Genomic DNA, 26,111 nt, shown 5'->3' with positions numbered 1-26,111 from the left:
CCTTTCGTAACAATTTGATGTTATTTACATTGTTGTATTACGACAAGGAGCTTACCCCATGCAACCTGCTGTATCCCTGATCGCCGGCGCCGTACTGTCCGCCCTACTCTGTTCCTCCGCCATCGCGGCGGAAACCTCGGCCAATGCCGATGGCCTGACCGATCGCGCCGCGCGCGGCAACCTCGTCGAACCGGGCGGCGCCCGCCGTCTGGCCGGCGATCAGACCGCCGCGCTGAAGGCGTCGCTGTCGGACAAAACGGCGAAAAACGTGATCCTGCTGATTGGCGACGGCATGGGGGATTCCGAGATCACCGCCGCGCGCAACTACGCCGAAGGCGCAGGCGGTTACTTCAAGGGCATCGACGCCCTGCCGCTGACCGGGCAATACACCCATTACTCGCTGGACAGGAAAACCCACAAGCCGGACTACGTGACCGACTCCGCCGCCTCCGCCACCGCCTGGGCCACCGGGGTGAAAACCTATAACGGCGCGCTCGGCGTGGACGTGAACGGCAAGGATCAACCGACGCTGCTGGAGATCGCCAAGGCGGCCGGCAAGGCCACCGGCAACGTCTCCACCGCCGAGTTGCAAGACGCCACGCCGGCGGCGCTGGTCTCCCACGTCATCTCACGCAAGTGCTATGGGCCGGAGGAAACCAGCGAGAAATGCGCCGCTAACGCACTGGAAAACGGCGGCCGCGGCTCCATCACCGAACAACTGCTGAAAACCCGCGCCGACGTCACGCTGGGCGGCGGCGCGAAATCGTTCAACCAGCTGGCGAAAAGCGGCGAATGGCAAGGAAAATCGCTGAAGGACCAGGCGGCGGCGCAGGGTTATCAGTGGGTGAGCAACGCCGACGAACTGCAGGCCGTTACCCTCGCCAACCAGCAAAAACCGCTGCTGGGGCTGTTCGCCGACGGCAATATGCCGGTGCGTTGGCTGGGGCCGAAAGCCAGCTACCATGGCAACCTCGACAAACCGGCAGTGACCTGCGAAAACAACCCGGCGCGCACCGCCGCCACGCCAACGCTGGCGGCGATGACCGAAAAAGCGATCGCGCTGCTGAAAGACAACCCGAACGGCTTCTTCCTGCAGGTCGAGGGCGCGTCGATCGATAAGCAGGATCACGCCGCCAACCCGTGCGGGCAGATTGGCGAAACCGTCGATCTGGACGAAGCGGTACAAAAAGCGCTGGCCTTCGCCCGCGCCGACGGCAACACGCTGGTGATCGTCACTGCCGACCACGCGCACGCCAGCCAGATCGTCTCCGCCGACGCCAAAGCACCGGGCCTGACCCAAAAGCTGACCACCAAGGACGGCGCGCGATGACCCTCAGCTACGGCAACTCGGAAGAGGAATCGCAGGGGCACACCGGCACCCAGCTGCGCGTCGCGGCCTACGGCCCGCACGCCGCCAACGTAGTGGGCTTGACCGATCAGACCGATCTGTTCTTCACCATGCGCGATGCGATGGGCATCAAGTAACCGCCTGCTGAACGATGGCCGCCCGCCACGGCGGCCATTTATTATTGGTTACCGATGCGCATTTGCAATTAATCCGCAATTATTGTGTGATAACGAAATAACGTCTAATTACGCGGCAATTAACCCATGAAAATAACGCGGTTATATTGTCTTCCGCTCCTCTCTGTTTATTCCTGCGACAGCAACCGGCCGTTTTTTGCTTATATTCATTTTTTTTAGTTACAAAAGTAGTTTTTAACATTCTCGCAAACAATAATACCCCGCCAGTAACGTGAACCGATCAATTTGCATCCGGACGGCCTGCAATAGTTCACTTTTCGTTAAAAACCCTATTAACAAAAAGGCATTATTGCTGCCTATCGGCTTTCGCCGGGCGGTCGGCTTCATTATTTCCAGGGTAACTCCCGCTAAATTCTTTCACCTGCAATGAGTAGAATTTACACACAAGAGATTTAATTCAATGAGAAAATTACTCGTCCTGATTTTCAGTCTCAGCCTGTTTGGCGTTACGCAACAGGCGGCGGCTGAAGAGAAGAATAAAACCGTCGACGTGGTTCTGATCGGCGGCGGCATCATGAGCGCCACCTTGGGTACCTATCTGCATGAGCTGGAGCCGACCTGGACCATCGACATGTACGAGCGCATGAACGGCGTAGCGGAAGAGAGTTCCAACGGCTGGAACAACGCCGGTACCGGGCACTCCGCCTTCAGCGAAATGAACTACACGCCGGAAAAAGCCGATGGCACCATCGACATCAGCAAGGCGGTGAAGGTCAACGAGTCTTTCGAAATCTCTCGCCAGTTCTGGTCTTATCAGGTGAAAAACAATGTCCTGAAAGATCCGAAATCTTTCATTAACAGCGTGCCGCACATGAGCTTCGTGTGGGGCGACGACAACGTCAACTTCCTGCGTAAACGCTATGCGGCGCTGCAGCACAGCACCCTGTTCCGCGGCATGGAATACTCCGAAGATCCTGCGCAGATCAAGCAGTGGGCGCCACTGGTGATGAACGGCCGCGATCCGGCGCAGAAAATCGCCGCGACCCGCATGCCGCTGGGTACCGACGTCAACTTCGGCGTGATCACCCACCAGCTGGTTGACGCGCTGAGCGCCAGCGACAAGTTCAAGCTGAACCTGAGCCACGAAGTGCGCGACATCAAGCGCAACGCCGACCAGACCTGGAGCGTGACCGTTGCCGATCTGAACCGCGACGGCAAAGAAACCACCGTTAACGCCAAGTTCGTGTTCATCGGCGCAGGCGGCGCGTCCCTGACCCTGCTGCAGAAATCCGGCATCCCTGAAGCCGACGGCTACGGCGGCTTCCCGGTCGGCGGCCAGTTCCTGGTCACCACCAACCCGGAGATCGCCAACCAGCACCTGGCCAAAGTGTATGGCCTGGCCAGCGTAGGTTCACCGCCGATGTCCGTGCCGCACCTGGATACCCGCATGCTGGACGGCAAGCGCGTGCTGCTGTTCGGGCCGTTCGCCACCTTCTCCAGCAAGTTCCTGAAGAACGGTTCGCTGTTCGATCTGATGCACTCGCTGAGCACCTCGAACCTGATGCCAATGACCCACGTCGGTCTGGATAACTTCGATCTGGTGAAATACCTGGTCGGCCAGCTGATGATGAACGACGACGATCGCTTCGCCGCGCTGAAAGAGTACTTCCCGGACGCCAAGCAGGAAGACTGGAAGCTGTGGACCGCAGGCCAACGCGTGCAGATCATCAAGAAAGACGCGGATAAAGGCGGCGTGCTGCAGTTCGGCACCGAAGTCGTCAGTTCTGAAGACGGCAGCATCGCCGCTCTGCTGGGTGCTTCGCCGGGCGCCTCTACCGCTGCGCCAATCATGCTGCATCTGATGGAAACCGTGTTCAAAGACAAAGTGGCGACGCCGGAATGGCAGAGCAAGCTGAAAGAGATCATCCCGTCTTACGGCCACAAGCTGAACGGCGATATCGAGATGACCAACAAGATCCGCGGTTACACCAGCAGCGTGCTGGGTCTGAACTACATTGAAGTGAAACCGGAAACTAACTGATTCCCCGTGGTTTCCTGCTGACAAGGCCGCTTTATGCGGCCTTTTTTCTATACCCCTGCCGCTCAAAGAGCATTTTTGGCCACCTATTTACCCCCGGTTTACCCTTGCGTAACGGCGTAGTCACGCCTATTATCAAAGTATATTCTTGGATAATTAAGCTAAGTCACTGTGACCTGAATGTCGTTTTTGCGGGAGAACTAAAACCATGGATCGCGTCAATATCATTCACGATTTACTAGACTGGATTGAAACTCATCTGGACCAACCGCTGCTGCTGGATAACGTCGCCGCCAAGTCAGGCTACTCCAAATGGCACCTGCAGCGCATGTTCCGCAGCACCACCGGCCACGCACTCGGCAGCTATATCCGCGAGCGGCGCCTGTCGCAGGCGGCGCAGGCGCTGCGCTCCACCCCACGCCCGATCCTGGATATCGCCCTGCAATACCACTTCGATTCTCAGCCGTCGTTCTCGCGCGCCTTCAAGAAACAGTTCGGCAAGACCCCGGCGGTGTATCGCCGCACCACCCGCTGGGACGTCGCGGAGTGGCCGGCGCAGCCGGCGCAGACGCAGACTGAGCAACACCGCGACGCCCCCGCCTTACCGCGCTGGTTTGCCGGCAAACTGCCGGAAGGCGTATGCACCAGCTGGATGGGGCTGCGTTAATCCTCATGGTAAAGGCACAAAAAAGGGTTCAGTTCGCGAGAACTGAACCCTTTCTTTATTGACGAGACACCGAATTATTTGAAGGTGACGTCGACGTTGGCAGTGGCGTTGAACACCCCGGTCTTCGGCGTATTGGTCAACCACTTCAGGTTCGCGATAAAGGTCTCTTTCACTTCGTTCTGCTTATCCTGCAGCACACCGCCGAAATCCACGTTGGTTTGCAGTGGGATCGGTTTTTTACTGGTGTCGCGCTGCTGCGTCAGGAAGATCGCCACGCCCGGTTGGGTGGTTGGCAGGATCTGCGTATTATCATTCGGATCCGCGTTGGTACTGCTGAAACTGGCCTGCAGAGATTGACCGGCACATTCGCCGCCGCTCAAGGTAGCCTTGATATCGAACGGCACCTGCTTGGCGATGGTGCCGGTTTTGGCGCTGGAGCTGGTTAGCACGCCGAAATCGACGCTGGCGCCGTTGTTGGCCAATACGGTGATCTGCGGGTTGCACTGGATCACGCGGATCTTGTCCAGCCCCTTGATGTAGGCGTTAAAGTTACTGTCTTTGGTGGCGTTCAGCCCCAACTCACCATCGATCTGGAATAGCGAAGCACGCGCCAGCGGCGGGAAGTTACCCGCAGGCGGTTTTACCCCGGTGGCTTTGATATACACCGAATAGGTGGCAGTCACCGCCTGAGGATCGGCTTTTCTTCTGTTACTACCCGGTTTGGTACCCGGCCCCAAATCAGGGCCCGTCGGCCGGTTGGAACTTTGCTTCAGGTTGATCGCATCATAATCACGCCCGTTGATCGAAACCCCGATTTCCAACGACTTATCCAGGGCGCCAAAGGAGTTCTGCGGGTTCCAATAGATATAAGCGTTCTCACCGCGCGGGTAGTTATCGGTATCCCAACAGGTAAAGGTCGAGGTAAAGTTCTGCGAACGCCAAATCAGGTTGCCTTTGACGAAGTCGCTGGCGGCAAGCACGATCGGGCGGCCGACGTCAATATCCTGCGTCACGCTGCCGGTTGGTCTGCTACTGCCGGTCGAGTTGCCGAAGCGGCATTGCATCGCCGCCGCCTGTTGCGCCATCGCCAACCCCGCCAGCCCCACCACCGACAGAAGTGTATTACGTGCTAATTTGCTCAAGTTCATGGTGTACCTTACAGTTTTTGGCATTGCAGGGTCAGTTCCTGATATCCCATGGCCGCTTGTTTGTCGCCCACGTCCGCCGGAATCGGCAGCACGCATTGCTGATCGGCTTTCGGGCCCCATTTGATCGTCAGTTTCTCACCCGCTTTCACGCCGGAAACATAGGTTGCGCCTTCCAGGCCCACGGTGCCGCTGTTGCGGCCGGACTCGTTGAACACGCCGGCGCCGATGGCCGGATAACCGTTGTCACCCAGACGAGCGTGAATCAGCAGGCTGACGCCCTTGAAGGTATCGAAGCTCACCTTCACCACCGATTTCTCGGTCGGCACCACTTGCTTACTGGCCACCGGCACATCCAGCCCCGGGCCGAAATCTTCGGTGCGCAGCGCCACATAGTTGTAGCGGTACGGGTTGGCCGACGGCACCACCGCGTAACCGAAGCGGTCGATGGTCACGCCCGGCTGGTTTTCCAGACGCACGCCTTTGGCGTCTTTCGCCTCCACCAGCAAAATAGTGTTCTGCAACGGCTGAGTCAGAGTCGCGCCTCCGGAGTGCACCAGCAGACCACCGGAGAGGCCCAGCCCTTCCTGGCGGTATTTCGAACTGTAGGCATAGCTACCGTCGATGTTACCGATGCTGCTGCTGTAGCCCAGGTTCAGGTTGCTGCTCTGACCGGAGGACTGCGTATGTCCGGTGGAAACCGAGTAGTTCATGCGACGGTCATCCAGCATGGTGCCGCTGATGCCGGTCGAGTAGCTGTCGCCGCTCTGTTTGCTGTGCGCCGCGCTGAAGTTGGCGGTGGTCGAGTTGTTGCTCTGGCCCCAATCCAACGGGATCGACATCGTGAAGTTCACGCTGCGATCGGAATAACCGTACTGGCCGCGCGTATCCTGCAGATACACGCCGTAGGAAATACGTTTGAAGCCGTCGTTGTAACCCAGTTGAATCGTGCGATCGTTACCGGACACGCCCCAGTAGTTCTGGTGGCTGACGTTGGCGTACAGGCTGGCCCCCGCCCACAGCTGCTGGCTGAGCGACAGCTCGACGCGTTCGCGCTTGTTGCCGTAGCGCGCGGTGTATCGGGTGCGTTTCTGGTTGTTGCTCCAGGAAGGCTGGCCCGGCTGCAGATCGTTTGGATCCCAGTAATCATTGGCATAAATGCCGTTGCGCCAGCTGTTGCGTTCCTGGACCGCATCGCTGAGATCATAGTAACCGGACGTCGCATAGCGATAGCCCGCCAACTGGAAGTTGGTGCCCATCTGGTTGAGCGACTTGGAGTACAGGAAACGGAAGCTCTGGCCCTGTTTGCGATCGCCGTTCGCCAGCTCGGTATCGGAGATCGAACCGTCTACGGAGATGGCGCCCCATGAGCCCAGACTCTTACCGATACCCACGGCAGCGGAACGGTAGTGCTCGGCGATGATGGCGCCACCGAACGGCGTCAGGCCATAGTTCATGCCGTATGCCGCCGTGCCCTGAATCAGCTTCGGCTGATAGCCGCCGTTACCGTTGTGGTATTTACCGGCGGTCAGCTGGAAGTTCCAAATACCTTCGCGCAGCATGTTGGCCACGGAGGAGTAGGCGACGCTGAACGTTTTATGCGAACCGTCGGCCTCGTTCACGGTCACCTGCAGGTCACCGTTATTGGTATGCGGGTAGACGTCGTGGATCTCGAACGGACCCGGCGCGACGTTGGTGCTATAGATGACGTAACCGTTCTGGCGGATCTCGACGCGGGCGTTGGTCGCCGCCACGCCGCGCACTACCGGCGCATAACCGCGCAGGCTGTCCGGCAGCATGTCGTCAACGCTAGAGAGTTGTACCCCGCGGAACTGGAAGCTGTTGAACACGCTGTTGTTGGTGCTCGCCTGCCCCATCACCAAACGGCTGCGCCATGGCACGATGTCGGTCTCGGCCCAGGAAGAGACGTTGGTCCAGTTGCTGCTGCTGCCACTCTGTTTGTCCCAGGTGGAGTTGTTGCGCAGGCGCCATCTGCCCAGGTTGAGGCCACTGTTCAACGCGAGGAACATGTACTCGCTGTCGTCGGCGTCATCTTTGCGATAGCTGTTCTTGTTGTAGTTGAAGTTATAGTTGGCGAACAGCGCGTTGATGCCTTCATCGTACATGCTTGGCGGGATCGCGCCAATGGCGCCCAGATCCATCATGGTCTGCGGTACGGAGATGTTGATCTGCTGCACCGCCGCGTCATAGCTGACGGTGGCGTCTTTAACCAACGCAGGCAGATCAACGCAGCTGCCGGCCTGCAGCGTTTCCGGCAGTTTGATGCCGTAGTTGCGCAGGTCTTCAACTTTCAGGCAAGGTTGAGACGCGGTCTGGCCTTTAACCTGACGAAAAGTAACATCTTTGTGATCGACCTGAGTCAGGTTGACGTAGATGTCGAATGGGTAAACGCCCGGTTGCAAAGCATCGCCCTGAGCGACCGCTTCCGCGTTACTCAGGTTTTCATCGCCGTGAATAAACGACATGTTAAACTCTGCCAGCGCCGTTTCACTCCATAACATCGGCGCGCTGGCGGCAATGATTGCAATACGGATCAGCTGCGTCAGCCGCGTCGTTCCGCCTGCTACTTTTCGTTGATTTGCCATTCCCTGTCTCTCTTATTGTACTGGAACGTCCTTGACTTCCGTTCTACCGCCAAAATCGTTGATATAACTGAAAGCAATCTTGTTGCCGACGCTGACGCCCGCCGGGATGTTGATCGATAAGCGATCTTTCGGGCTCACCATGTTGGCGTCCACATCCACGGTCTTGCCCGCGCTGTTTTTCAAATGCAGCGCCCCAAAGGTAATATGCAGCGGGCCATCGTTAATCACTTGCAGGCGTGAACCTTCACGCTGCCAACGCAAGTTTTGTACTTGCTCGTCCAGCGTCGTTTTCAACGCCACCGGCCGGTAAAAAAGTTTGATTCGGGTACGCACCGCAACCTGCAGCACGTTTTCTTGCTTCGGCGCCGGTGGAATTTCCTGCACGTTAATCCACAGCAGGGTTTCTTTATCCTGAGGTAAGCCATTACCGGAATAGATAAAGCGCAAAACCGCGGTTTTGGCAGCGTCCAATTTCAGAATCGGTGGAACGACAACGACAGGCAGATTTTTCGGCACTTGGTTTCTATCGCCGGTGTCCAGCCAGGTCTGCACCATATAAGCTTCTGAAGCATCGTTATGAATGGGCAGAGAGGCGGATTTGTCATCGCCTTTATAGATCACGCGAGTGGCATCTACCTGGATACCGGCGTAGCTGTTAAAGGTGCCCAGCATCAGCAGAGCAGCAAAGAACTTTTTCATCGGTTTCCTCTATGGGCCATCCTTGGCCGTATGTGTCCTGAAAGACGATTATTTGTATTCGATAGTGAACGGGCTGGTGGCGTTAGCCAGACCTGCAGTTACGTTGCTATCGAATGAACGGTAACGAGCCTGCAGGTTGAAGGTCGCTTTACCGTCAGCAGCGATGGTGACTTTCGCTACGTCGTCGTTGATGTTGGAACCGTCGCCGATAGCGAATGGCTTGCCGTTGTTATCGGTGATTTCGATACCCACGCCGGTAGCTGCAGCGCCGGTGCCGCCAACGTTGCTTACGGACAGCAGGTCTGGGTTGCCGGCAACGGTGTTACCGTCGAAGCGCAGGCTGTAATCGCCGGCATCACATTTTTCCAGAGAGATCTGGAAAGCTTTAGAAGCGGATTTAGAACCCACAGTTGGGAAAGCAGAAGTTGGGTAAGTACCCAGGTAAACTTCTTTATTTTGAGTATCGCTAGTTACCTGGCAGGTAGACTGTTTGATTTCACCGGTGAATTTAACAGTGCCGTTTGCTGCCATTGCGTTGGAAGCAGTTGCAGACAATACCAGGGCAGCCAAAGGCAATAATACTTTTTTCATTTCCAGCTCCATAGAACAATAAAATAATCGATTCAGTGGCGGGCTTATATATATATTGCCGCCACTGAGCATACACTCAGCGATAGCACTCCCTTGCTGAAAAGGAGCGTTGCCTCGATGAACTCATTGCCGGACGAAATATAGACTAAGCATATTCTTAATGTTAAATCGTTTAAAACATTCATAAGCCCCCTCTTGATAGGAATAAACTATCGGCGGATACCTATCGATCGATGTTGACGATTCATATGAATAGGAATAATCTGTGTTTGGGAAAGCTGCAGAGTTCAACATTTTGCGTTAAGGCCTGAAAATCAGAATATTATCCCGAATATTTACATTTAGTAACAGATTGCGACGTTTGGACTTTGGCACGAATTCCGCGTTAAATGGTCTGTCGACACGTTTCGGCCATCCTGACGCTTTAAATAAGAAATTTACCAATAAATACGGAGTAACTTTCTTTTTAATCATTTAAAATCAACAAGTTAAATATCAATCCAAGGATTGGGAAATGAGCGGTTCTTTCAGAGAGAAAAATAACGGCATTAATTATGTTTTCCAGCCAATGTTCGCGAAATCGGGACAATTGCTGGCCGTTGAATGCCTGTCTCGCTTTACGTTTAATAGCGAATATGCCCATTTTTCTCCTGAACAGTTCTTTCGCCATGCCGACAGCGCTACCCGGATTGAGATTTTGATGGATCAGATCAATCTGATCGATAAATACAAACACTGGTTTCATGAAAACCAAGTGATAGCCACTTTGAATGTTGACGATTATTCCCTGCAATCGCTGGCGAATACTCACTTTGCCGAAAGAATTAATGCCCTGCGCTGTATTCATTTTGAGATCAGCGAGAATTCAACCCGGCTGGTGAAAGATCGCGTGCACGGCGATCCGTCATTGAATAGTTATTCATTTTGGCTCGATGATTTTGGTTCTGGCTATGCGGGTTTTTCCGCGTTGTACAACAGCCAGTTCCGCTTCGTTAAGCTCGATCGTTTTCTGCTTTGGGACTTTATGAAAAAGTCCGGCGGCGAGGGCTTGATGCGCGCGTTACTGCGCTTCTTTTACCTTAATCATTACAAGGTAATTATCGAAGGAGTTGAAACTCCCGAACACAAGAAATGGCTGGATGAAATGCCATATTACGCACTGCAGGGAAAGCTGTGGAAGGAATCCAGCATCAAGGATTTGAACTCGCTTCTTACAGCTGAATACTTTTAACTCGGTATTGGTGTTTGCCCTATGTCTAAAAACAACGTTCTTGTGATTAGTGAGTGTAAGTACAGCTATGTTGGCCTGTCGGTGCTGCTGAAGAAACACTACGGCGCGTACGATATCCGCCTGTTTTCCGATTTCATGCACGGCGGCGCCAAAGCGGAAAAGATCACCAAGCACGATATCGCGCTGATTTTCACCTCGCAAAACCTGGAGCAGAGCGTCAACGTGATCGAAAGCCTGGTGTCCCTGCACCAGCAGTACAACAGTAAAACGCGCCTGTTGGTGTTCTATGACGACGAGCGCGTGGTGAAACTGCTGTCGATCCTGGGGATTTCCGTCGAGTTGGTCTCCACCCGCATTCCGCTTTATTCGCTGCAGGAAAAAATCCAGCGGCTGCTGGAAAGCAAAGAGCCGGGCGGTATCCGGGTACAGAAAACCCGCGAGCTCAGCCCGGCGGAAAGCGACGTGATCTTCAATCTGCTGCGCGGCGACAGCCTGCTGCATATCGCGGAAAAACGCGGCACGCACCCGAAAACCATCTTCTCGCAGAAATACAGCGCGATGAAAAAGCTGCGGCTGCGCAGCATGAGCACCATCTTCGTCGCCGGCAAATAACACGCCCTGGTTTGTTGCGCGGTACGCCGCGCGGCAACCCGCCCCCTCGCCGAGTTAAATTAATGTAACAACCGGCGACAAAGCAGCAACAGACACACAACATCCTCTCCTGTTGGCTACGATTTGCACACGGATTATCCGTGAGTCATGTCGTGTGGATTAAAAATAAACATCAGGAGATGTTATGAAGTCGTCCTTATTCAGCCGCTATACCTGCTTTGTGCTGAGCATCTTGCTCACCCTGGTTTTCTTGATCATGATGCACAACCATCCGTGGTTCTGGCTGCCGGCCCTGGCCTGCGGTTGCCTGATGGTGCTGGGTATCTACGATCTCACGCAGCAGCGCCACGCCATTTGCCGCAACTACCCGATCATCGGCCGCCTGCGCTTCTTCTTCGAGTTCATCCGCCCGGAACTGCGCCAGTATTTCCTCGAGCAGGATAATGAAGAGATCCCGTTCTCCCGCACCCAGCGCACGCTGGTGTATCGCCGGGCGAAAAACGAGATGGGCGACAAGCCGTTCGGCACCCTGCTGGACGTGTACCAAACCGGTTATGAATGCATCGGCCACTCGATGCGGCCGGTGGAAGCCGCCGATCCCACCAGTTTTCGCATCACCATCGGCGGCGCCGACTGCCGCCAGCCCTACTCCGCGTCAATCTTCAACATTTCGGCGATGAGCTTCGGCGCGCTCTCCGCCAACGCCATCCGCGCGCTCAACCTCGGCGCGGCCAAAGGCAATTTCTACCACGACACCGGTGAGGGCAGCATCAGCCGCTATCACCGCGAAAACAACGGCGATCTGGTGTGGGAGCTGGGCAGCGGCTATTTCGGCTGCCGTACCGCCGACGGCCATTTCGATCCACGCCGCTTTGCCGAACAGGCGCAAAGCCCGCAGGTGAAAATGATTGAAATCAAGCTCAGCCAGGGCGCCAAACCGGGCCACGGCGGCATTCTGCCGGCGAAAAAAGTGGATGCGGAAATCGCCGCCACCCGCGGCGTGCCGGAAGGCGTGGATTGCATCTCGCCGGCCTCGCACAGCGCCTTTACCACCCCGCTGGAAATGATGCAGTTCATCCAGCAGCTGCGCGAGCTGTCAGGCGGCAAACCGGTCGGTTTCAAGCTGTGCATCGGCCACCCGTGGGAGTTCGTCGCCATCGTCAAGGCGATGCTGCACACCCGCATTCTGCCGGACTTCATCGTGGTGGACGGCAAGGAAGGCGGCACCGGCGCCGCCCCGCTCGAACTCTCCAACTATATGGGCATGCCGCTGCGCGAAGGGCTGCTGTTCGTGCATAACACGCTAGTGGGCTGCGGCCTGCGCGACCAAATCAAGATTGGCGCCAGCGGTAAGATCATCAGCGCCTTTGACATCGCCAGCGTGCTGGTGCTCGGCGCCGACTGGGTGAATTCGGCGCGCGGCTTTATGTTCGCCGTCGGCTGCATCCAGTCGCAAAGCTGCCACACCAACCACTGCCCGACCGGCGTCGCGACGCAAGATCCGCTGCGTCAGAAGGCGTTGGTGGTGCCGAACAAGGCGGAGCGCGTCTATCACTTCCATCAAAATACGGTGAAAGCGCTGGCGGACATGCTGGCGGCGGCCGGCGTCAGCCGCCCGGAGCAGCTGACCTCGCACCATATGCTGCGCCGCATCACGCCGACCGAGATCAAGGTATACGCCGATATCTATTACTACCTGGAGCCGGGCGCGCTGCTGCAGCCGGAGATCAAAAGCGAGTTCTACGCCCGCATGTGGCGCATGGCGACGCCCAACAGTTTCGATCAGGCGATCTCGCTGCCGGCGGCATGATGGGATAAGGAATAAAAAGAGAGTTGCCCCCTCGCCTTGGGGAAGAGCATATGGAGAGGGGTTGCTTGCTACGGCGGCCCTCCCCCTCAACGGCGAGAGGGCGTGTCGGTTACTGCTTGCGCACCGGCGCATCGCCGGCGACGTAGTAGTCGGCGGTGCTGCGCGGCAACGGCGCGCGCTGGCGAATGCGGTCGGCGATCTTTTCGGCGATCATGATGGTGGTGGCGTTCAGGTTGCCGGTAATGATCAGCGGCATAATCGACGCATCCACCACCCGCAATCCTTCCATGCCGTGCACCCGGCCCTGGCCGTCGACCACCGCCATCTCGTCTTCGCCCATCTTGCACGAGCAGGACGGGTGGAAGGCGGTTTCGGCGTGCTCGCGCACGAAGGCGTCCAGCTGCTCGTCGGTCTGCACCTCCGGCCCTGGGCTGATCTCGCGGCCGCGGTATTCGTCCAGGGCAGGCTGCGCCATGATTTCGCGCGTGATGCGGATAGCATCGCGGAACTCCTGCCAATCCTGTTCGGTCGACATGTAGTTGAACAGAATGCTCGGGTGCTGGCGCGGATCCTTCGACTTCACCTGCACTCGGCCGCGGCTCGGCGAACGCATCGAACCGACGTGGGCCTGGAAGCCATGCTCTTTCACCGCGTTGCTGCCGTTATAGTTAATCGCCACCGGCAGGAAGTGATACTGAATGTTCGGCCAGGCAAACTCTGCACGGCTGCGGATGAAACCGCCGGCCTCGAACTGGTTGCTGGCGCCGACGCCGGTGCCGTTGAACAGCCATTCCGCGCCGATTTTCGGCTGATTGAACCATTGCAACGCCGGGTACAGCGACACCGGTTTCTTACAGGCGTACTGCAGATACATCTCCAGGTGGTCCTGCAGGTTTTCCCCCACCCCCGGCAGATCGTGCACCACGTTGATGTCCAGACTTTTCAGCAGCGCCGCCGGGCCGACGCCCGAACGCTGCAGAATTTGCGGCGAGGCGATGGCGCCGGCGCACAGCAGCACTTCGCGGCGCGCTTTGGCATGGGTCAGCTGATTGCTGTCGCCCTGCAGATAGTTAACGCCCACTGCGCGCTTGCCGTCGAACACGATGTGGTCGGTCAGCGCATGGGTAACGATCTTCAGGTTCGGCCGTGAACGGGCCTGATCCAGATAACCGCGGGCGGTGCTGGCGCGGCGCCCTTTCGGCGTCACGGTGCGGTCCATCGGGCCGAACCCTTCCTGCTGATAGCCGTTCAGATCGTCGGTGCGCGGATAGCCCGCCTGCACGCCGGCTTCCACCATGGCGTGGAACAGTTCGTTGTTACCGGCCTTCGGCGTGGTGACGCTCACCGGGCCATCGCCGCCGTGGTAATCGTTCGGGCCGATATCGCGCGTTTCCGCCTTGCGGAAATACGGCAGGCAGTCCAGATAGGTCCAGTCTTCCAGACCCGGCGCCTTGGCCCAGTTGTCGAAGTCCATCGCGTTGCCGCGAATGTAACACATGCCGTTGATCAGGGATGAACCGCCCAGCCCTTTGCCGCGGCCGCATTCCATTCGGCGGTTGTTCATGTGCGGCTCAGGATCGGTTTCATACGCCCAGTTATAGCGGCGGCCCTGCAGCGGAAACGCCAGCGCGGCCGGCATCTGGGTACGGAAATCCATCCGGTAATCCGGGCCGCCGGCTTCCAGCAGCAGGACGCTGACGTCGGCGTCCTCGGTCAATCGGGTGGCTAACACGTTGCCGGCTGAACCGGCACCGATAATGATGTAGTCAAATTCCATTCATTATCTCCTTACTTTATAGAGGCCTGGTCAGGCAAAGACGCGAAGCGCGGCTCGGCAACAGGCTGTGTATTTGGGCGCTCTAGAGATTGTCGGCCGCAGCCAACGCGGCTGCGGCTCGAAAGACGACGGGAAGATCAGAATACCGAGGCGTATTCGCCCAGCTCGACCTGCACCGATTTGATCTGGGTGTAGTGTTCCAGCGTCGTCAGGCCGTTCTCGCGGCCGACGCCGGACTGCTTGTAGCCGCCGACCGGCATTTCCGCCGCCGACTCGCCCCAGGTGTTGATCCAGCAAATGCCGGCTTCCAACTGGTGGATCACGCGGTGCGCGCGGGCCAGATCGTGGGTCACCACACCCGCGGCCAGGCCGAAGGTGGTGTCGTTGGCGCGGCGCACCACTTCCTCTTCGCTCTGGTAGCTGAGGATGCTCATCACCGGCCCGAAGATCTCCTCGCGCACGATTTCCATATCGTCACGGCAGTCGCTGAACACCGTCGGCGCCACATAAGCGCCCTTGCCGAATTCGCCATGGGTGACGCGTTCGCCGCCGCACAGCAGGCGCGCGCCGCTGTTTTTGCCGCTCTCGATAAAGCGCAGCACCGACTCCATGTGCGCGAAGCTGACCAGCGGCCCGAAGTTGGTTTGCGGATCGGTCGGGTCACCGAGGCGAATGCGCTTCACGCGTTCGAGGATTTTCGCCTCAAACTGCGCCTGCAGCGCCGCCGGCACGAAGACGCGGGTGCCGTTGGTGCACACCTGGCCGGAACTGTAGAAATTGGCCATCATGGCGATATCGGCGGCGCGATCCAGATCGGCGTCGTCGAAGATAATCAGCGGCGACTTGCCGCCCAACTCCATGGTGACTTCCTTCAGCGTCGAACCCGACGCGTTGGCCATCACCTTCTTGCCGGTTTTCACCCCGCCGGTGAAAGAGACTTTGGCGATGCCCGGATGGTCGGTCAGGTACTGCCCCACCTCCGCGCCGCTGCCGGTCACCACGTTGAACACGCCGTCCGGCAGGCCGGCTTCGGTGTAGATTTCCGCCAGCTTCAGCGCCGTCAATGACGTGACTTCGCTTGGCTTGAAGATCATCGCATTGCCCGCCGCCAGCGCCGGTGCGGACTTCCACAGCGCGATTTGAATCGGGTAGTTCCAGGCGCCGATGCCGGCCACCACGCCCAGCGGCTCGCGGCGAGTGTAGACGAACGAGGTATCGCGCAGCGGGATCTGCTCGCCTTCAATGGCCGGGATCAGGCCGGCGTAGTACTCCAGCACGTCAGCGCCGGTGACGATATCCACCGCGGTGGTTTCCGACATCGCTTTGCCGGTATCCAGCGTTTCCAGCGCCGCCAGTTCATCGTTGCGCTCGCGCAGAATATCCACCGCGCGACGCAGGATGCGCGAACGCGCCATCGCCGTCATCGCCGCCCACACCTTCTGCCCGCTGGCCGCGCTGGCCACCGCACGATCGACGTCTTCAGCGCCGGCGGACTGGACTTCAGCCAGAACTTCGCCGTTCGCCGGGTTAATGGCGTTGAAGGTTTTTCCAGCGGTGCTGTCTACATAGGCGCCATGAATATAGAGCTTCTGCAAGCCAAAACGGGACATAGGATCTCCTTGAGTTATCCTCCGGGCGGCGTTTGCCCCCGGAGTTGGAACGTGATGTATTCGGTCGTGAGCGCCAGCGCCTGCGCCTGATTGAACGCGGAGCCGCGCAGCGCGCTGCGCAGCCACAGCCCATCGATCAGCGCCGCCAGCCCCTTGGCCGCCAACCGCGCCTGCGGCTGCGGCATAACGCGGCGAAACTCGGCGCACAGGTTGGAATAGAGCCGACGGCCGTTCACCTGTTGCAAGCGGTTGAGCTGCGGCTGGTACAGACTGCTGGCCCAAAAGGCCAGCCAGGTCTTCATCGCCGCGCTGTTGATCTGGCTGTCGTCGAAGTTGCCGGCGACGATCGCCTGCAGCCGCGCCGCCGGGCTGTTGTCGGTCAGCGCCTGCAGCCGCAGCTTCACCGCCTCGCCCAGATGGCTGATCAGATAGCGCATCGTGGCTTCCAGCAGGCCGTTCTTATCCTTGAAATAATGGCTGATGATGCCGTTGGAAACGCCGGCCCGCCGCGCGATCTGCGCGATGGTGGCGTCATGCATTCCCACTTCGTTTACCGCGGCGAGCGTGGCATCAATCAACTGCTGCCTTCTGATTGGCTGCATTCCTACCTTTGGCATATTTCGACTCTCACAAAACCGACTTCGGCCTTATCTCAGCGGGCAAATTTCACTGCCGTTTCGCCCGTGATTCAGGTCATCATGAGGACTATTAAACTTTTTTTTGATTGAACGTTCAATAAAAATTGCATATATTTTATTGCCGCCTGGTTAAAAAAATGTATTTTCTGGTTGTGGAACTGGCTGATTTTTGTGAGGTAATTAACGAATCTGACCAAAATCAGTGGCTGTAAGCGGTTCCCGCCGCGAAGCGCTCCGGTGCTTCATAAGCAGGCGAAAGCGGCATCGTTCAGGCCATTCCCGTGGGGATGGCCGCCGCCTTCATTCGCCCGTTTTCCGGATGCGCCAACGCGCCCCAGAATGCGGAGCGGCACGATTTTACTCAGTTCAGAGGATGACGATGACAACACGCGAAACCTCCTCCAAACCGCAGCAGGACCGCCTCAACCCTGTGGTTTTCTTCACCTCGGCGGGGCTGATCCTGGCCTTCTCGCTGATGACCATCTTTTTCACCGACTTCTCCGGGCAGTGGATCACCCGCACGCTGAATTGGGTGTCGACCACCTTCGGTTGGTACTACCTGCTGGCGGCGACGCTGTACATCGTGTTCGTGGTGTTTATCGCCGCCTCGCGCTTCGGTGCCATCAAGCTCGGGCCGGAACAGTCCAAACCGGAGTTCAGCCTGATGAGTTGGGCGGCGATGCTGTTCGCCGCCGGCATCGGCATCGATTTGATGTTCTTCTCGGTCGCCGAGCCGGTGACCCAGTACATGATGCCGCCGGAAGGCGACGCGCAAACGCTGGAGGCCGCCCGCCAGGCGATGGTCTGGACGCTGTTCCACTACGGCCTGACCGGCTGGTCGATGTATGCGCTGATGGGCATCGCCCTCGGCTACTTCAGCTATCGCTACAATCTGCCGCTGACCATTCGCTCGGCGCTGTACCCGATCTTTGGTAAACGCATCAACGGCCCGATCGGCCATAGCGTGGACATCGCCGCGGTGCTCGGCACCATCTTCGGCATCGCCACCACGCTGGGCATTGGCGTGGTGCAGCTCAACTACGGCCTCAAGGTGCTGTTCGAGATCCCGGAAAACCTGACGGTGCAGGGCTCGCTGATCCTGCTGTCGGTGATCATGGCCACCATCTCGGTCACCTCGGGGGTCAACAAGGGCATCCGCATCCTGTCCGAGCTGAACGTGCTGCTGGCGCTGGGCCTGATCCTGTTCGTTCTGTTCTTCGGCGACACCGAGTTCCTGCTCAACGCGCTGGTGCTTAACGTCGGCGATTACGTCAACCGCTTTATGGGCATGACGCTCAACAGCTTCGCGTTCGATCGGCCGGTGGAGTGGATGAACAACTGGACGCTGTTCTTCTGGGCCTGGTGGGTGGCGTGGTCGCCGTTCGTCGGCCTGTTCCTGGCGCGCATCTCGCGCGGGCGCACCATTCGTCAGTTCGTGGTCGGCACGCTGATCATACCGTTCGTGTTTACCCTGCTGTGGCTGTCTATCTTCGGCAACAGCGCGCTGTACCAGATCATCCACGGCAACGCCGAGTTCGCGCAGGAAGTGATGCAGTTCCCGGAGCGCGGCTTCTACAGCCTGCTGGCGCAATACCCCGGCTTCACCTTCAGCGCCTCGGTGGCCACCATCACCGGCCTGCTGTTCTACGTCACCTCGGCGGACTCCGGCTCGCTGGTGTTGGGTAACTTCACCTCGCGCCTGGCCGACATCAATAATGATGCGCCGAACTGGCTGCGGATTTTCTGGTCGGTGGCCATCGGCCTGCTGACCATCGGCATGCTGATGACCGACGGCGTGCCGGCGCTGCAGAAAACCACGGTGATCATGGGCCTGCCGTTCAGCTTCGTGATCTTCTTCGTGATGGCCGGGCTGTACAAGTCGCTGCGGGTGGAGGACTACCGCAAGGCCAGCGCGCTCAGCACCCTGGCGCCGGTGCCGGTCTCCAGCCACGACGTGCTCAACTGGAAACAGCGTCTGTCGCGGGTGATGAACTACCCGGGCACGCAGTACACGCAGAAAATGTTGGATAAGGTTTGCCGCCCGGCGATGCAGGACGTGGCGCGCGAGCTGGAGTTGCGCGGCGCGAAGGTGGAGTTCAGCGAAGTGCCGCCGACCGAGGACGAACGCCTGAACCACCTGGAGCTGCTGGTGCACCTGGGCGAGGAACAGAACTTTATCTATCAGATCTGGCCGATGCGCTACTCGGTGCCGGGCTTCACCTACCGCGCCCGCTCCGGCAAGTCGCACTACTACCGGCTGGAAACTTCCTGATGGAAGGCACCCAGGGCAACGACCTGATGGACTACAGCAAGGAACAGGTGATTGGCGATATTCTCGACCAGTACGAGAAGCACCTGAACTTCCTGCACATTCATCGCGAAGCGCCGGGGGGCACCCTGACCTTCCCGGATATGTGACGGCCGAGAAATAACCAGAGGGCGTAGCCAGGCTACGCCCTTTTTTATGCCTGCTCGGCCGGCAAATCGGCCTTCAGCAGCACCAGGGAGCCGGCCAGCAACACCAGATCCTTGATTAAAAAGCTGGTGGCCCCGGCCATGGCGGGAAAACCGCCGGCGGAGGGCTCCCAGGCGCCCGGCGTGGAAAAGATCAGCGTCAGCGTGGTCAGGTAGGTCACCGTCGATCCGATCGCCCCCAGCAAACCCAGACGCCGCGACCAGAACCCCGCCAGCAGCAGCAAACCGAAGCTCCATTCAGCGACGCCCAATGCATAACTGGCGCCGCGAATGCCGAACGCCTGATGCATCCAGCTCAGCAGCGGGCTGTTGCCGATCAGCGGCACCAGCCCCTGCGCCTCGTAATCAAACCATTTGGCGTAGCCGAAGGCGGCGAAGATCACCACCAGCGCCGCGCGCATAAAAATAACGTCCCCGTTCGAGCGCCGAAAGCGCCGCAGCCATGTCGCCAACATCATCCTCTCTCCTTATGTTGCCCGCAGCCGCCGCGGTTTGCCGCTTGCGGCCGCGGGGTGAGGCGGCTTAGTGCCCCATCGCATCCTTTTTCATCTCGTCTTTCTTCATGCCGTCTTTGGCCATACCGTCTTGCGCCATGCCCTCTTTTTTCATGGCGTCTTTGCCCATTTTGTCTTTCTTCATGCAGTCCTTGCCCATGCACTCTTTCTTCATCCCATCTTTCGCCATGCCGTCGTGCGACATCTGGCTCATGCCGTCCTTTTTCATCGCGTCTTTACTCATGCCGTCCGCGGCGTTGGCGCCGGCCACGCCCAGCATCAGCGCGCTGCACATCATCATTGCGAATAACTTTTTCATGGTATTTCCTTCCGTCATGTCAAAGGCACCGGAGTGCCGGAGAATGGCCGGCGGCCGCCTCAGCTGCCGCCAAACCAGTTGTAACCCTGGTCTTCCCAGTAACCGCCCGGGAAGCGGTTGGTGACCTCGATCACCTGAATGTGCTTCGGATTCTTGTAGCCCAGCTTGGTCGGCATGCGCAGCTTCATCGGATAGCCGTACTTGCGCGGCAAGATCTGGCGTCGTAGGTCAGCGCGATAATCGTCTGCGGATGCAGCGCGGTGGCCATGTCGATACTGGTGTAGTAGTCGTCGGCGCATTTAAAGCTGACGTAGCGCGCGCTCAGATCCGCGCCGATTACCTTAAGAAAGTTGGCGAACGGCACGCCGCCCCACTTGCCGATGGCGCTCCAACCCTCGACGCAAATATGACGCGTCACCTGGCTAACCTGCGCCATCCGATGCAGCTGCGGCAGGCTCCAGGCGCGCTTGTCCTGCACTAATCCCGCCACTTCCAGCCGATAGTCGTCGCCGTTGATGTCGGGCGCCTCCTCCTCGGCGTAAAAGGCGTTGAACGGGAATGGCCGGGTGATCATCGACTCCGGGTAGACCGGCGCCAAACGATCGCCGTTGAACAGCCAGCCCTGCACCCGATCGTTGAGGCGCGAAATGCGGCTCAGCGCCTGCTCGACGTTGGCGTTGCCGCTGAGATCGCAGCCGGTAAGCATAGCGATACCGCCCAGCGTCAGGCCGTTGCGCAGAAAGCGGCGGCGGGACGACGCGGTCAACAAGCGCTGCGCTTCTTTGACGATCGCCTGCCCTTCAACGATCGTCATGATCTGTTTATCCTTTTTCATCGTGAACTCCTTAACGTCCGCGCAGCATGGCCAGCAGCGTGCGGGGCACCAGCGCCACCATCACCAGATGGATCGCGACGAAGGCCACCAGCGCCGACATGGCGAAAAAGTGGATATAGCGCGCCGCCTCATAGCCGCCGAGCAGCGTGCGCAGCAGCGGAAACTGCACCGATTTCCACAGCACCAGTCCGGACAGCGCGCTCAGCACGCCGAGGAGCATCACCGACAGATAGGCCACGCGCTGCACCATGTTGTAGTGGCGCAGGTCGGCGTGCTGCAGCCTGCCGCGCAGCGCCGCGCCGACATCGGCGAGAAACTGCTTCGGGCTGAGCGGCCAATATTTACGTTTGAAGCGCCCGCTGGCGAGGTTCAGCAGCAGGTAACACAGCCCGTTGACGCCAAACAGCCACATGCCGGCGAAGTGCCACTGCAGCGCGCCGCCCAGCCAGCCGCCGAGCGTCAGCTCGTTGAAAAAGCTGAAGTTGAACAGCGGCGAAGCGTTGTAGATGCGCCAACCGCTGGTCACCATGATCAGCATCGCCAGCGCATTCAGCCAATGCGTTAACCGCAGCCACAGCGGATGTACGGTCTGTCGTTGTTCCGGGGTGAGAGTGAGGCTCATAACGATTCCTGCCAGCTAACGATGCGATGAACCGAGTATTCCCCGGATTTGTTCCCCAAGACCTCACGCAAAGTTAAATAAAATGTGATAACTCCGCCGGTGGCGGTTGTGTAGACTTCAGAGAGAATCGGGCTAATCAGCGGTAATGAGAATGGACAAGCCAAAACGAATTTTGATCGTCGAGGACGACGGCGACATCGCCGAGCTGCTGCAGCTGCATCTGCGTGACGAGGGTTACGCCATCAGCCACGCCGCCGACGGCAATCAGGGCATGGCGATGCTGGAACAGGGCGGCTGGGACGCCTTGATCCTCGATCTGATGCTGCCGGGCGTAGACGGATTGGAGATTTGCCGCCGGGCGCGCACCATGACGCGCTACACGCCGATCATCATCACCAGCGCGCGCTCCAGCGAGGTGCACCGCGTGCTGGGGCTGGAGCTGGGCGCCGACGACTATCTGGCCAAACCCTTTTCCATGCTGGAGCTGGTGGCGCGGGTCAAGGCGCTGTTTCGCCGCCAGGAGGCGATGAGCCGCAACCTGCGCATGGACGCCGGCGCGCTCAGCTTCAACGATCTGACCATCGATCCCATCGCCCGCGAAGTGCGCCTGCACCAACAGCCGATCGAGCTGACGCCGCGCGAATTCGACCTGCTGTACTTTTTCGCCCGCCACCCGGGCCAGGTGTTCTCGCGCCTCAGCCTGTTGAATCAGGTCTGGGGCTATCAGCACGAGGGGTATGAGCACACCGTCAACACCCATATCAACCGGCTGCGCATCAAGATCGAGCGCAACCCGGCGGAACCCGAGCGCATCCTCACGGTGTGGGGCATGGGCTATAAATTCGCGGCCGCGCCGCAAGAGTGAGCCATGAAAAACCTTACGTTAGCGCAACGCCTCACGATTATCTTCGCGCTGCTGATCGTCATCGGCTGCGCCTTTTCCGGCTGGATGCAGGTGCGCAGCAATACCCAGTACAGCCAGGCGGTGATCCAGCGCCTGTCCGGCAACCTGGCGCAGCATATCGCCGACAGCAATCCGCTGCTGGGGGTGAACGGGCCGGATCCGCAGGCGGTGCATACCCTGTTCGATCAGCTGATGGCGGTGAACCCCAGCGTTGAGGTTTATCTGCTCGACAACCAGGGCGCAATCATCGGCAACGCCGCGCCGGCCGGGCATCTGAAGCGGCAGCGGGTCGCGCTGGCGCCGCTGCAGGCGCTGCTCGATGGCGCGCAGATGCCGGTGTACGGCGACGATCCGCGCAGCGCGGACGGGCGCAAGGTGTTCAGCGTTGCGCCGCTGAAGGTCGACGGCCGGGTCGAGGGCTATCTGTATGTGGTTTTGCTCGGTGAAGAGTACACGGCGCTGGCCAGCAACGCCCAGTTCAACTCGGCGGCCAGGATGGCGCTGTGGACCTCCGGGGTGATGGTGCTGTTCAGCCTGCTGGCCGGCGGTTTCGCGTTCTACTGGGTCACTCGCCCCATCCGGCGCCTGACCCGTCAGGTCAATGCGCTGGACAGCGGCGGCATTGAGGCGGTGCAGGCCTACGCGGCGCTGCCGGCGGTGCCGGCCGGGCGCGACGAGGTGAGCCAGCTGCAACAGGCCTTCCACCGCATGGCGCAGCGCCTCGCCGAACAGTGGCAAACGCTGGCGCAGCAGGATCGGCTGCGGCGCGAATTCATCGCCAACGTCTCGCACGATCTGCGCACCCCGCTCACCTCGCTGCACGGCTATCTGGAAACGCTGTCGGTCAAGGCCGCCACCCTGAGCGACGCCGATCGGCGGCGCTATCTGGAGATCGCGCTGGCGCAGAGCCGCAAGGTGGGCAAGCTGGCGCAGGAGCTGTTCGAGCTGGCGCGGCTGGAATATGGCGTGGTGAAACCGCAGAAAGAACCCTTCTCCCTCAGCGAGCTGCTGCAGGACGTGTTCCAGAAGTTCGAGCTGGCGGCGGAGGCGCGCAACCAGCGGCTGCACGCCGACATCGCCCCCGGCGTGCCGCCGGTGTTCGCCGATCTCAGCATGATTGAGCGGGTGCTGACCAACCTGTTGGACAACGCCATTCGCCATACGCCGCCCGGCGGCGACATCGGCGTGCGGCTGTGGCGGCAGGAAGACCAGGTGATGGTGCAGGTCAGCGACAGCGGCCCCGGCATTCCGCAGACGCTGCGCGCCGATCTGTTCGTGCGGCCGTCTATCCTGAGCGGCGCCCGACGCCCCGCCGGCGGGCTGGGGTTAATGATCGTGCGGCGCATTCTGCAGCTGCACGACAGCGACATTCAGCTGATCGAACAACCGCAAAGCGGCGCCTGCTTCCGCTTTGCCATTCCGCCGCGTTAATCCGGCATATCGGTTATTGCGCTAGCGGGAACCGCAGGCTGAAAATGAGGCTGGCGACAGGCGCGCGCTCGATACATTCGGCACGCACCTCACCGCCGTGCAGCGTCATGATGGCGCGCACGATGGACAGCCCGAGGCCGCTGGCGTGGCTGCCGGCGCTGCGCGCGGGATCGGCGCGGTAGAAACGATCGAACAGCTTTTCCAGATGCGCCGGCGCGATCGGCGGCCCCTGATTGATGACCTGCACCCACCAGGCATCGGCACGCCGTTCAGCCCGCAACACGATCAGGCTGTTTTCATCGGCATAGCGCACCGCGTTGGCCACCAGGTTGCTCAGCGCCCGCTGGAACAACATCGCGTCCGCCTTCAGCTCTCCTTCCCCTTCACAGCTCAGCACGATGCCGCGTTCTTCCGCCAGCCCTTCGAAGTAATCCGCCACCCGCCGCAGCTCGGCCGCCACCTCCAGACGACTGTAGTTCAGCGCGGACTGCGCCTCACCGGCGCGCGCCAGAAACAGGATGTTTTCCACCATGCGCGAAATACGCTCCAGCTCGTCCATATTGTTCGACAATAGGGTTTCGTACTCCTCCACGCTGCGGGGTTGATACAGCGCCACCTGACACTGGCCCATCAACGCGCCCACCGGCGTGCGGATCTCATGGGCCAGATCGGCGGAAAACTGCGTCAGCCGCTGATAGCCTTCATTCAACCGATCGAGCATCGCATTGAACGACCGGGTCAATTGCTGCAACTCCTTCGGCGCCCCCTGTTCGCTGAGGCGAGTGGACAATGTATTGGGCGCGATCTGCGACGCCTGCGCCGCCATGCGCCATAGCGGCTTCAATCCCCGGCGCATGACCCCATAGCCCAGCAGCGCAATCAGCAGGAAAGCCACAATGACCGCCGCGACAATGCGCCACAGGTAACGCGCCAGCATCTTCTGCTCGTTGACCATGACGTGCGCAGCGGAGATCTGCAGCAAACTGCCGTCTTCCAGACGCACCATCGCCGATGCCGCGCGCAGCGGCACCCCCTGCGCCGTTTCCCCGCCGCGCACGGCGGCCAGCGTCTGCGCCTGTTCGGGCGGCGTCGGCGCGATCGGCGGCAGGGCCACCCTGGCCGGATTCACATTGATGAGCGGTTTTTGCCCCGGAATTTGGAAAATCAACACATCCTGTTCATTGCCCAGCATATTTTCGAACAGGCCGTTATTGGCGGTCAGGCGCGCCAAAGGAAAGCGCTGCCCCAGTAAATGGCGGAAATACTCTACGCGCCCGGTCACCTGCAGATCGCTGCGGAGCGTCATTTCCTGGCGCATCGCGCCGAACAGATACCAGCCCGCCCCGCTCACCACGCAGGCGGCCACCAGTGCGAACAGCATGGCGGTACGCAGCGTCAGCGACACCGGCCGACGTGAAGCTCGGGCGTTCACGAGCGCGGCTCGCAAACATAGCCGATGCCGCGCACGCTGTGGATCAGCTTGACGTCGAACGGCCGGTCGATTTTGGCGCGCAGGCGTTTGATGGCCACGTCAACCACATTGGTGTCGCTGTCGAAATTCATGTCCCACACCTGAGAGGCTATCTGCGTGCGCGACAGCACTTCGCCTTCGCGCCGCACCAGCAGATGCAGCAGCATGAATTCTTTATTGGTCAACGAGATCACCTGATCCTGGCGCACCGCCCGGCGGCGCAATACGTCCAACTGCAGATCGGCGATGGCGTAATGATCGGCTTCGCGCGCCGGCCCGCGGCGCAGCAAGGTGCGCAAACGCAGCACCAGCTCGGTAAAGGAAAACGGTTTGATAAGATAGTCGTCCGCGCCCAGCTCCAGACCGTGGATGCGATCCTGCACGCCATCGCGGGCGGTGAGAAACAGGATCGGCACGTCGCTTTTCTTGCGCAATACCTCGATGATCTGCCAGCCATCCAGCCCCGGCAGCATGACATCGAGCACGATCGCATCGTAGTCCTGCTCCAACGCGCGAAACAGCCCGTCGGTGCCGTTGCGCGCCAAATCGACGCTGTAGCCCGCTTCCCCCAGCCCTTTCTTCAGGTAATCCCCTGTGCCGATATCGTCTTCAACTACCAGTATTCGCATGCTCGCCACCTCGTTACGTCTG

The 26,111-nt window shown here is 59.4% G+C and carries 19 protein-coding genes and 3 pseudogenes; 9 read left to right on the top strand and 13 right to left on the bottom strand.

Features of this window, described 5'->3' with window-relative positions:
• The first annotated feature begins 58 nt into the window (after positions 1–58).
• The 3 genes and pseudogenes from phoA to ITX55_RS13400 all read left to right on the top strand — a co-directional run bounded on the left by phoA (position 59) and on the right by ITX55_RS13400 (position 4,190).
• Positions 59–1,485, top strand: a pseudogene (gene phoA, locus ITX55_RS13410) (alkaline phosphatase).
• 460 nt (positions 1,486–1,945) lie between these two features.
• Complete coding sequence (locus tag ITX55_RS13405) at positions 1,946–3,526, top strand: malate:quinone oxidoreductase (protein ID WP_033642414.1); 1,581 nt, start codon at positions 1,946–1,948, stop codon at positions 3,524–3,526.
• Between the two features lie 205 nt (positions 3,527–3,731).
• A complete protein-coding gene (locus tag ITX55_RS13400; protein WP_046686691.1) occupies positions 3,732–4,190 on the top strand; it encodes a helix-turn-helix domain-containing protein in 459 nt (152 codons plus the stop codon).
• A gap of 74 nt (positions 4,191–4,264) precedes the next feature.
• Here ITX55_RS13400 and ITX55_RS13395 read toward each other — a convergent pair whose 3' ends face one another.
• The 4 genes from ITX55_RS13395 to ITX55_RS13380 are packed head-to-tail and all read right to left on the bottom strand — an operon-like array spanning position 4,265 to position 9,231.
• Positions 4,265–5,332, bottom strand: a complete 1,068-nt coding sequence (locus tag ITX55_RS13395; RefSeq protein ID WP_042785668.1) for a fimbrial protein — start codon at positions 5,330–5,332, stop codon at positions 4,265–4,267.
• A 14-nt stretch (positions 5,333–5,346) separates the two neighbouring features.
• Positions 5,347–7,941, bottom strand: coding sequence for a fimbria/pilus outer membrane usher protein (locus ITX55_RS13390; RefSeq protein ID WP_223085131.1), 2,595 nt, complete (start codon positions 7,939–7,941; stop codon positions 5,347–5,349).
• Positions 7,942–7,953: 12 nt separating this feature from the next.
• A complete protein-coding gene (locus tag ITX55_RS13385; RefSeq protein ID WP_033650575.1) occupies positions 7,954–8,640 on the bottom strand; it encodes a molecular chaperone in 687 nt (228 codons plus the stop codon).
• Between the two features lie 48 nt (positions 8,641–8,688).
• Complete coding sequence (locus ITX55_RS13380; RefSeq protein ID WP_033647475.1) at positions 8,689–9,231, bottom strand: fimbrial protein; 543 nt, start codon at positions 9,229–9,231, stop codon at positions 8,689–8,691.
• Positions 9,232–9,745: 514 nt separating this feature from the next.
• On the opposite strand from ITX55_RS13380, the gene ITX55_RS13375 reads away from it, so the two are divergent.
• From ITX55_RS13375 to ITX55_RS13365, 3 genes are all read left to right on the top strand, one after another.
• Positions 9,746–10,462 (top strand): EAL domain-containing protein, encoded by a 717-nt coding sequence (locus tag ITX55_RS13375; protein ID WP_016928483.1) that lies wholly within the window; start codon positions 9,746–9,748, stop codon positions 10,460–10,462.
• 21 nt (positions 10,463–10,483) lie between these two features.
• Positions 10,484–11,074, top strand: a complete 591-nt coding sequence (locus ITX55_RS13370) for a LuxR family transcriptional regulator (RefSeq protein WP_004939094.1) — start codon at positions 10,484–10,486, stop codon at positions 11,072–11,074.
• Positions 11,075–11,258: 184 nt separating this feature from the next.
• The gene (locus ITX55_RS13365; protein ID WP_004939096.1) at positions 11,259–12,884 is read left to right on the top strand and encodes an FMN-binding glutamate synthase family protein; all 1,626 of its coding nucleotides are present in this window, start codon (positions 11,259–11,261) and stop codon (positions 12,882–12,884) included.
• Between the two features lie 109 nt (positions 12,885–12,993).
• On the opposite strand, the gene betA is transcribed toward ITX55_RS13365, so the two are convergent.
• The 3 genes from betA to betI all read right to left on the bottom strand — a co-directional run bounded on the left by betA (position 12,994) and on the right by betI (position 16,888).
• Complete coding sequence (gene betA, locus ITX55_RS13360; protein ID WP_004939099.1) at positions 12,994–14,661, bottom strand: choline dehydrogenase; 1,668 nt, start codon at positions 14,659–14,661, stop codon at positions 12,994–12,996.
• 137 nt (positions 14,662–14,798) lie between these two features.
• Entirely contained in the window at positions 14,799–16,271 is a 1,473-nt protein-coding gene (gene betB / locus ITX55_RS13355) for a betaine-aldehyde dehydrogenase (RefSeq protein WP_016928486.1), read from the bottom strand.
• 14 nt (positions 16,272–16,285) lie between these two features.
• Positions 16,286–16,888: a transcriptional regulator BetI gene (gene betI / locus ITX55_RS13350; protein ID WP_033642409.1), complete on the bottom strand. Its 603-nt coding sequence runs from the start codon at positions 16,886–16,888 to the stop codon at positions 16,286–16,288.
• Positions 16,889–17,288: 400 nt separating this feature from the next.
• On the opposite strand from betI, the pseudogene ITX55_RS13345 reads away from it, so the two are divergent.
• Positions 17,289–19,327, top strand: a pseudogene (locus ITX55_RS13345) (choline transporter).
• A gap of 44 nt (positions 19,328–19,371) precedes the next feature.
• Here ITX55_RS13345 and ITX55_RS13340 read toward each other — a convergent pair.
• From ITX55_RS13340 to ITX55_RS13325, 4 genes and pseudogenes are all read right to left on the bottom strand, one after another.
• Positions 19,372–19,842 carry a YkgB family protein gene (locus ITX55_RS13340; RefSeq protein ID WP_004939115.1) on the bottom strand — a complete coding sequence of 157 codons (471 nt, stop codon included), beginning with the start codon at positions 19,840–19,842 and terminating at the stop codon, positions 19,372–19,374.
• Between the two features lie 64 nt (positions 19,843–19,906).
• A complete protein-coding gene (locus ITX55_RS13335; RefSeq protein WP_089191386.1) occupies positions 19,907–20,197 on the bottom strand; it encodes a pentapeptide MXKDX repeat protein in 291 nt (96 codons plus the stop codon).
• 59 nt (positions 20,198–20,256) lie between these two features.
• A pseudogene (locus ITX55_RS13330) lies at positions 20,257–21,032 on the bottom strand (molybdopterin-dependent oxidoreductase).
• Between the two features lie 10 nt (positions 21,033–21,042).
• Positions 21,043–21,654 carry a cytochrome b/b6 domain-containing protein gene (locus tag ITX55_RS13325; RefSeq protein WP_033650571.1) on the bottom strand — a complete coding sequence of 204 codons (612 nt, stop codon included), beginning with the start codon at positions 21,652–21,654 and terminating at the stop codon, positions 21,043–21,045.
• Positions 21,655–21,805: 151 nt separating this feature from the next.
• On the opposite strand from ITX55_RS13325, the gene ITX55_RS13320 reads away from it, so the two are divergent.
• Entirely contained in the window at positions 21,806–22,519 is a 714-nt protein-coding gene (locus tag ITX55_RS13320; protein ID WP_016928494.1) for a response regulator transcription factor, read from the top strand.
• Positions 22,520–22,522: 3 nt separating this feature from the next.
• Positions 22,523–23,989 (top strand): ATP-binding protein, encoded by a 1,467-nt coding sequence (locus tag ITX55_RS13315; RefSeq protein ID WP_164107257.1) that lies wholly within the window; start codon positions 22,523–22,525, stop codon positions 23,987–23,989.
• Between the two features lie 13 nt (positions 23,990–24,002).
• Here the strand turns inward: ITX55_RS13315 and ITX55_RS13310 are convergent, their stop codons facing one another.
• The gene (locus tag ITX55_RS13310; RefSeq protein ID WP_089191383.1) at positions 24,003–25,421 is read right to left on the bottom strand and encodes a heavy metal sensor histidine kinase; all 1,419 of its coding nucleotides are present in this window, start codon (positions 25,419–25,421) and stop codon (positions 24,003–24,005) included.
• Positions 25,418–26,089, bottom strand: coding sequence for a heavy metal response regulator transcription factor (locus tag ITX55_RS13305; RefSeq protein WP_197849976.1), 672 nt, complete (start codon positions 26,087–26,089; stop codon positions 25,418–25,420). The genes ITX55_RS13310 and ITX55_RS13305 overlap by 4 nt, the downstream gene beginning before the upstream one ends.
• Positions 26,090–26,111 lie beyond the last annotated feature (22 nt).

It is taken from the genome of Serratia sp. EWG9, assembly GCF_019913725.1.
In the GTDB taxonomy this organism is placed as follows: domain Bacteria; phylum Pseudomonadota; class Gammaproteobacteria; order Enterobacterales; family Enterobacteriaceae; genus Serratia; species Serratia ureilytica.
The sequence above is the reverse complement of the archived record's forward strand: the minus strand, read 5'-3'. Positions and strand labels throughout refer to the sequence as shown.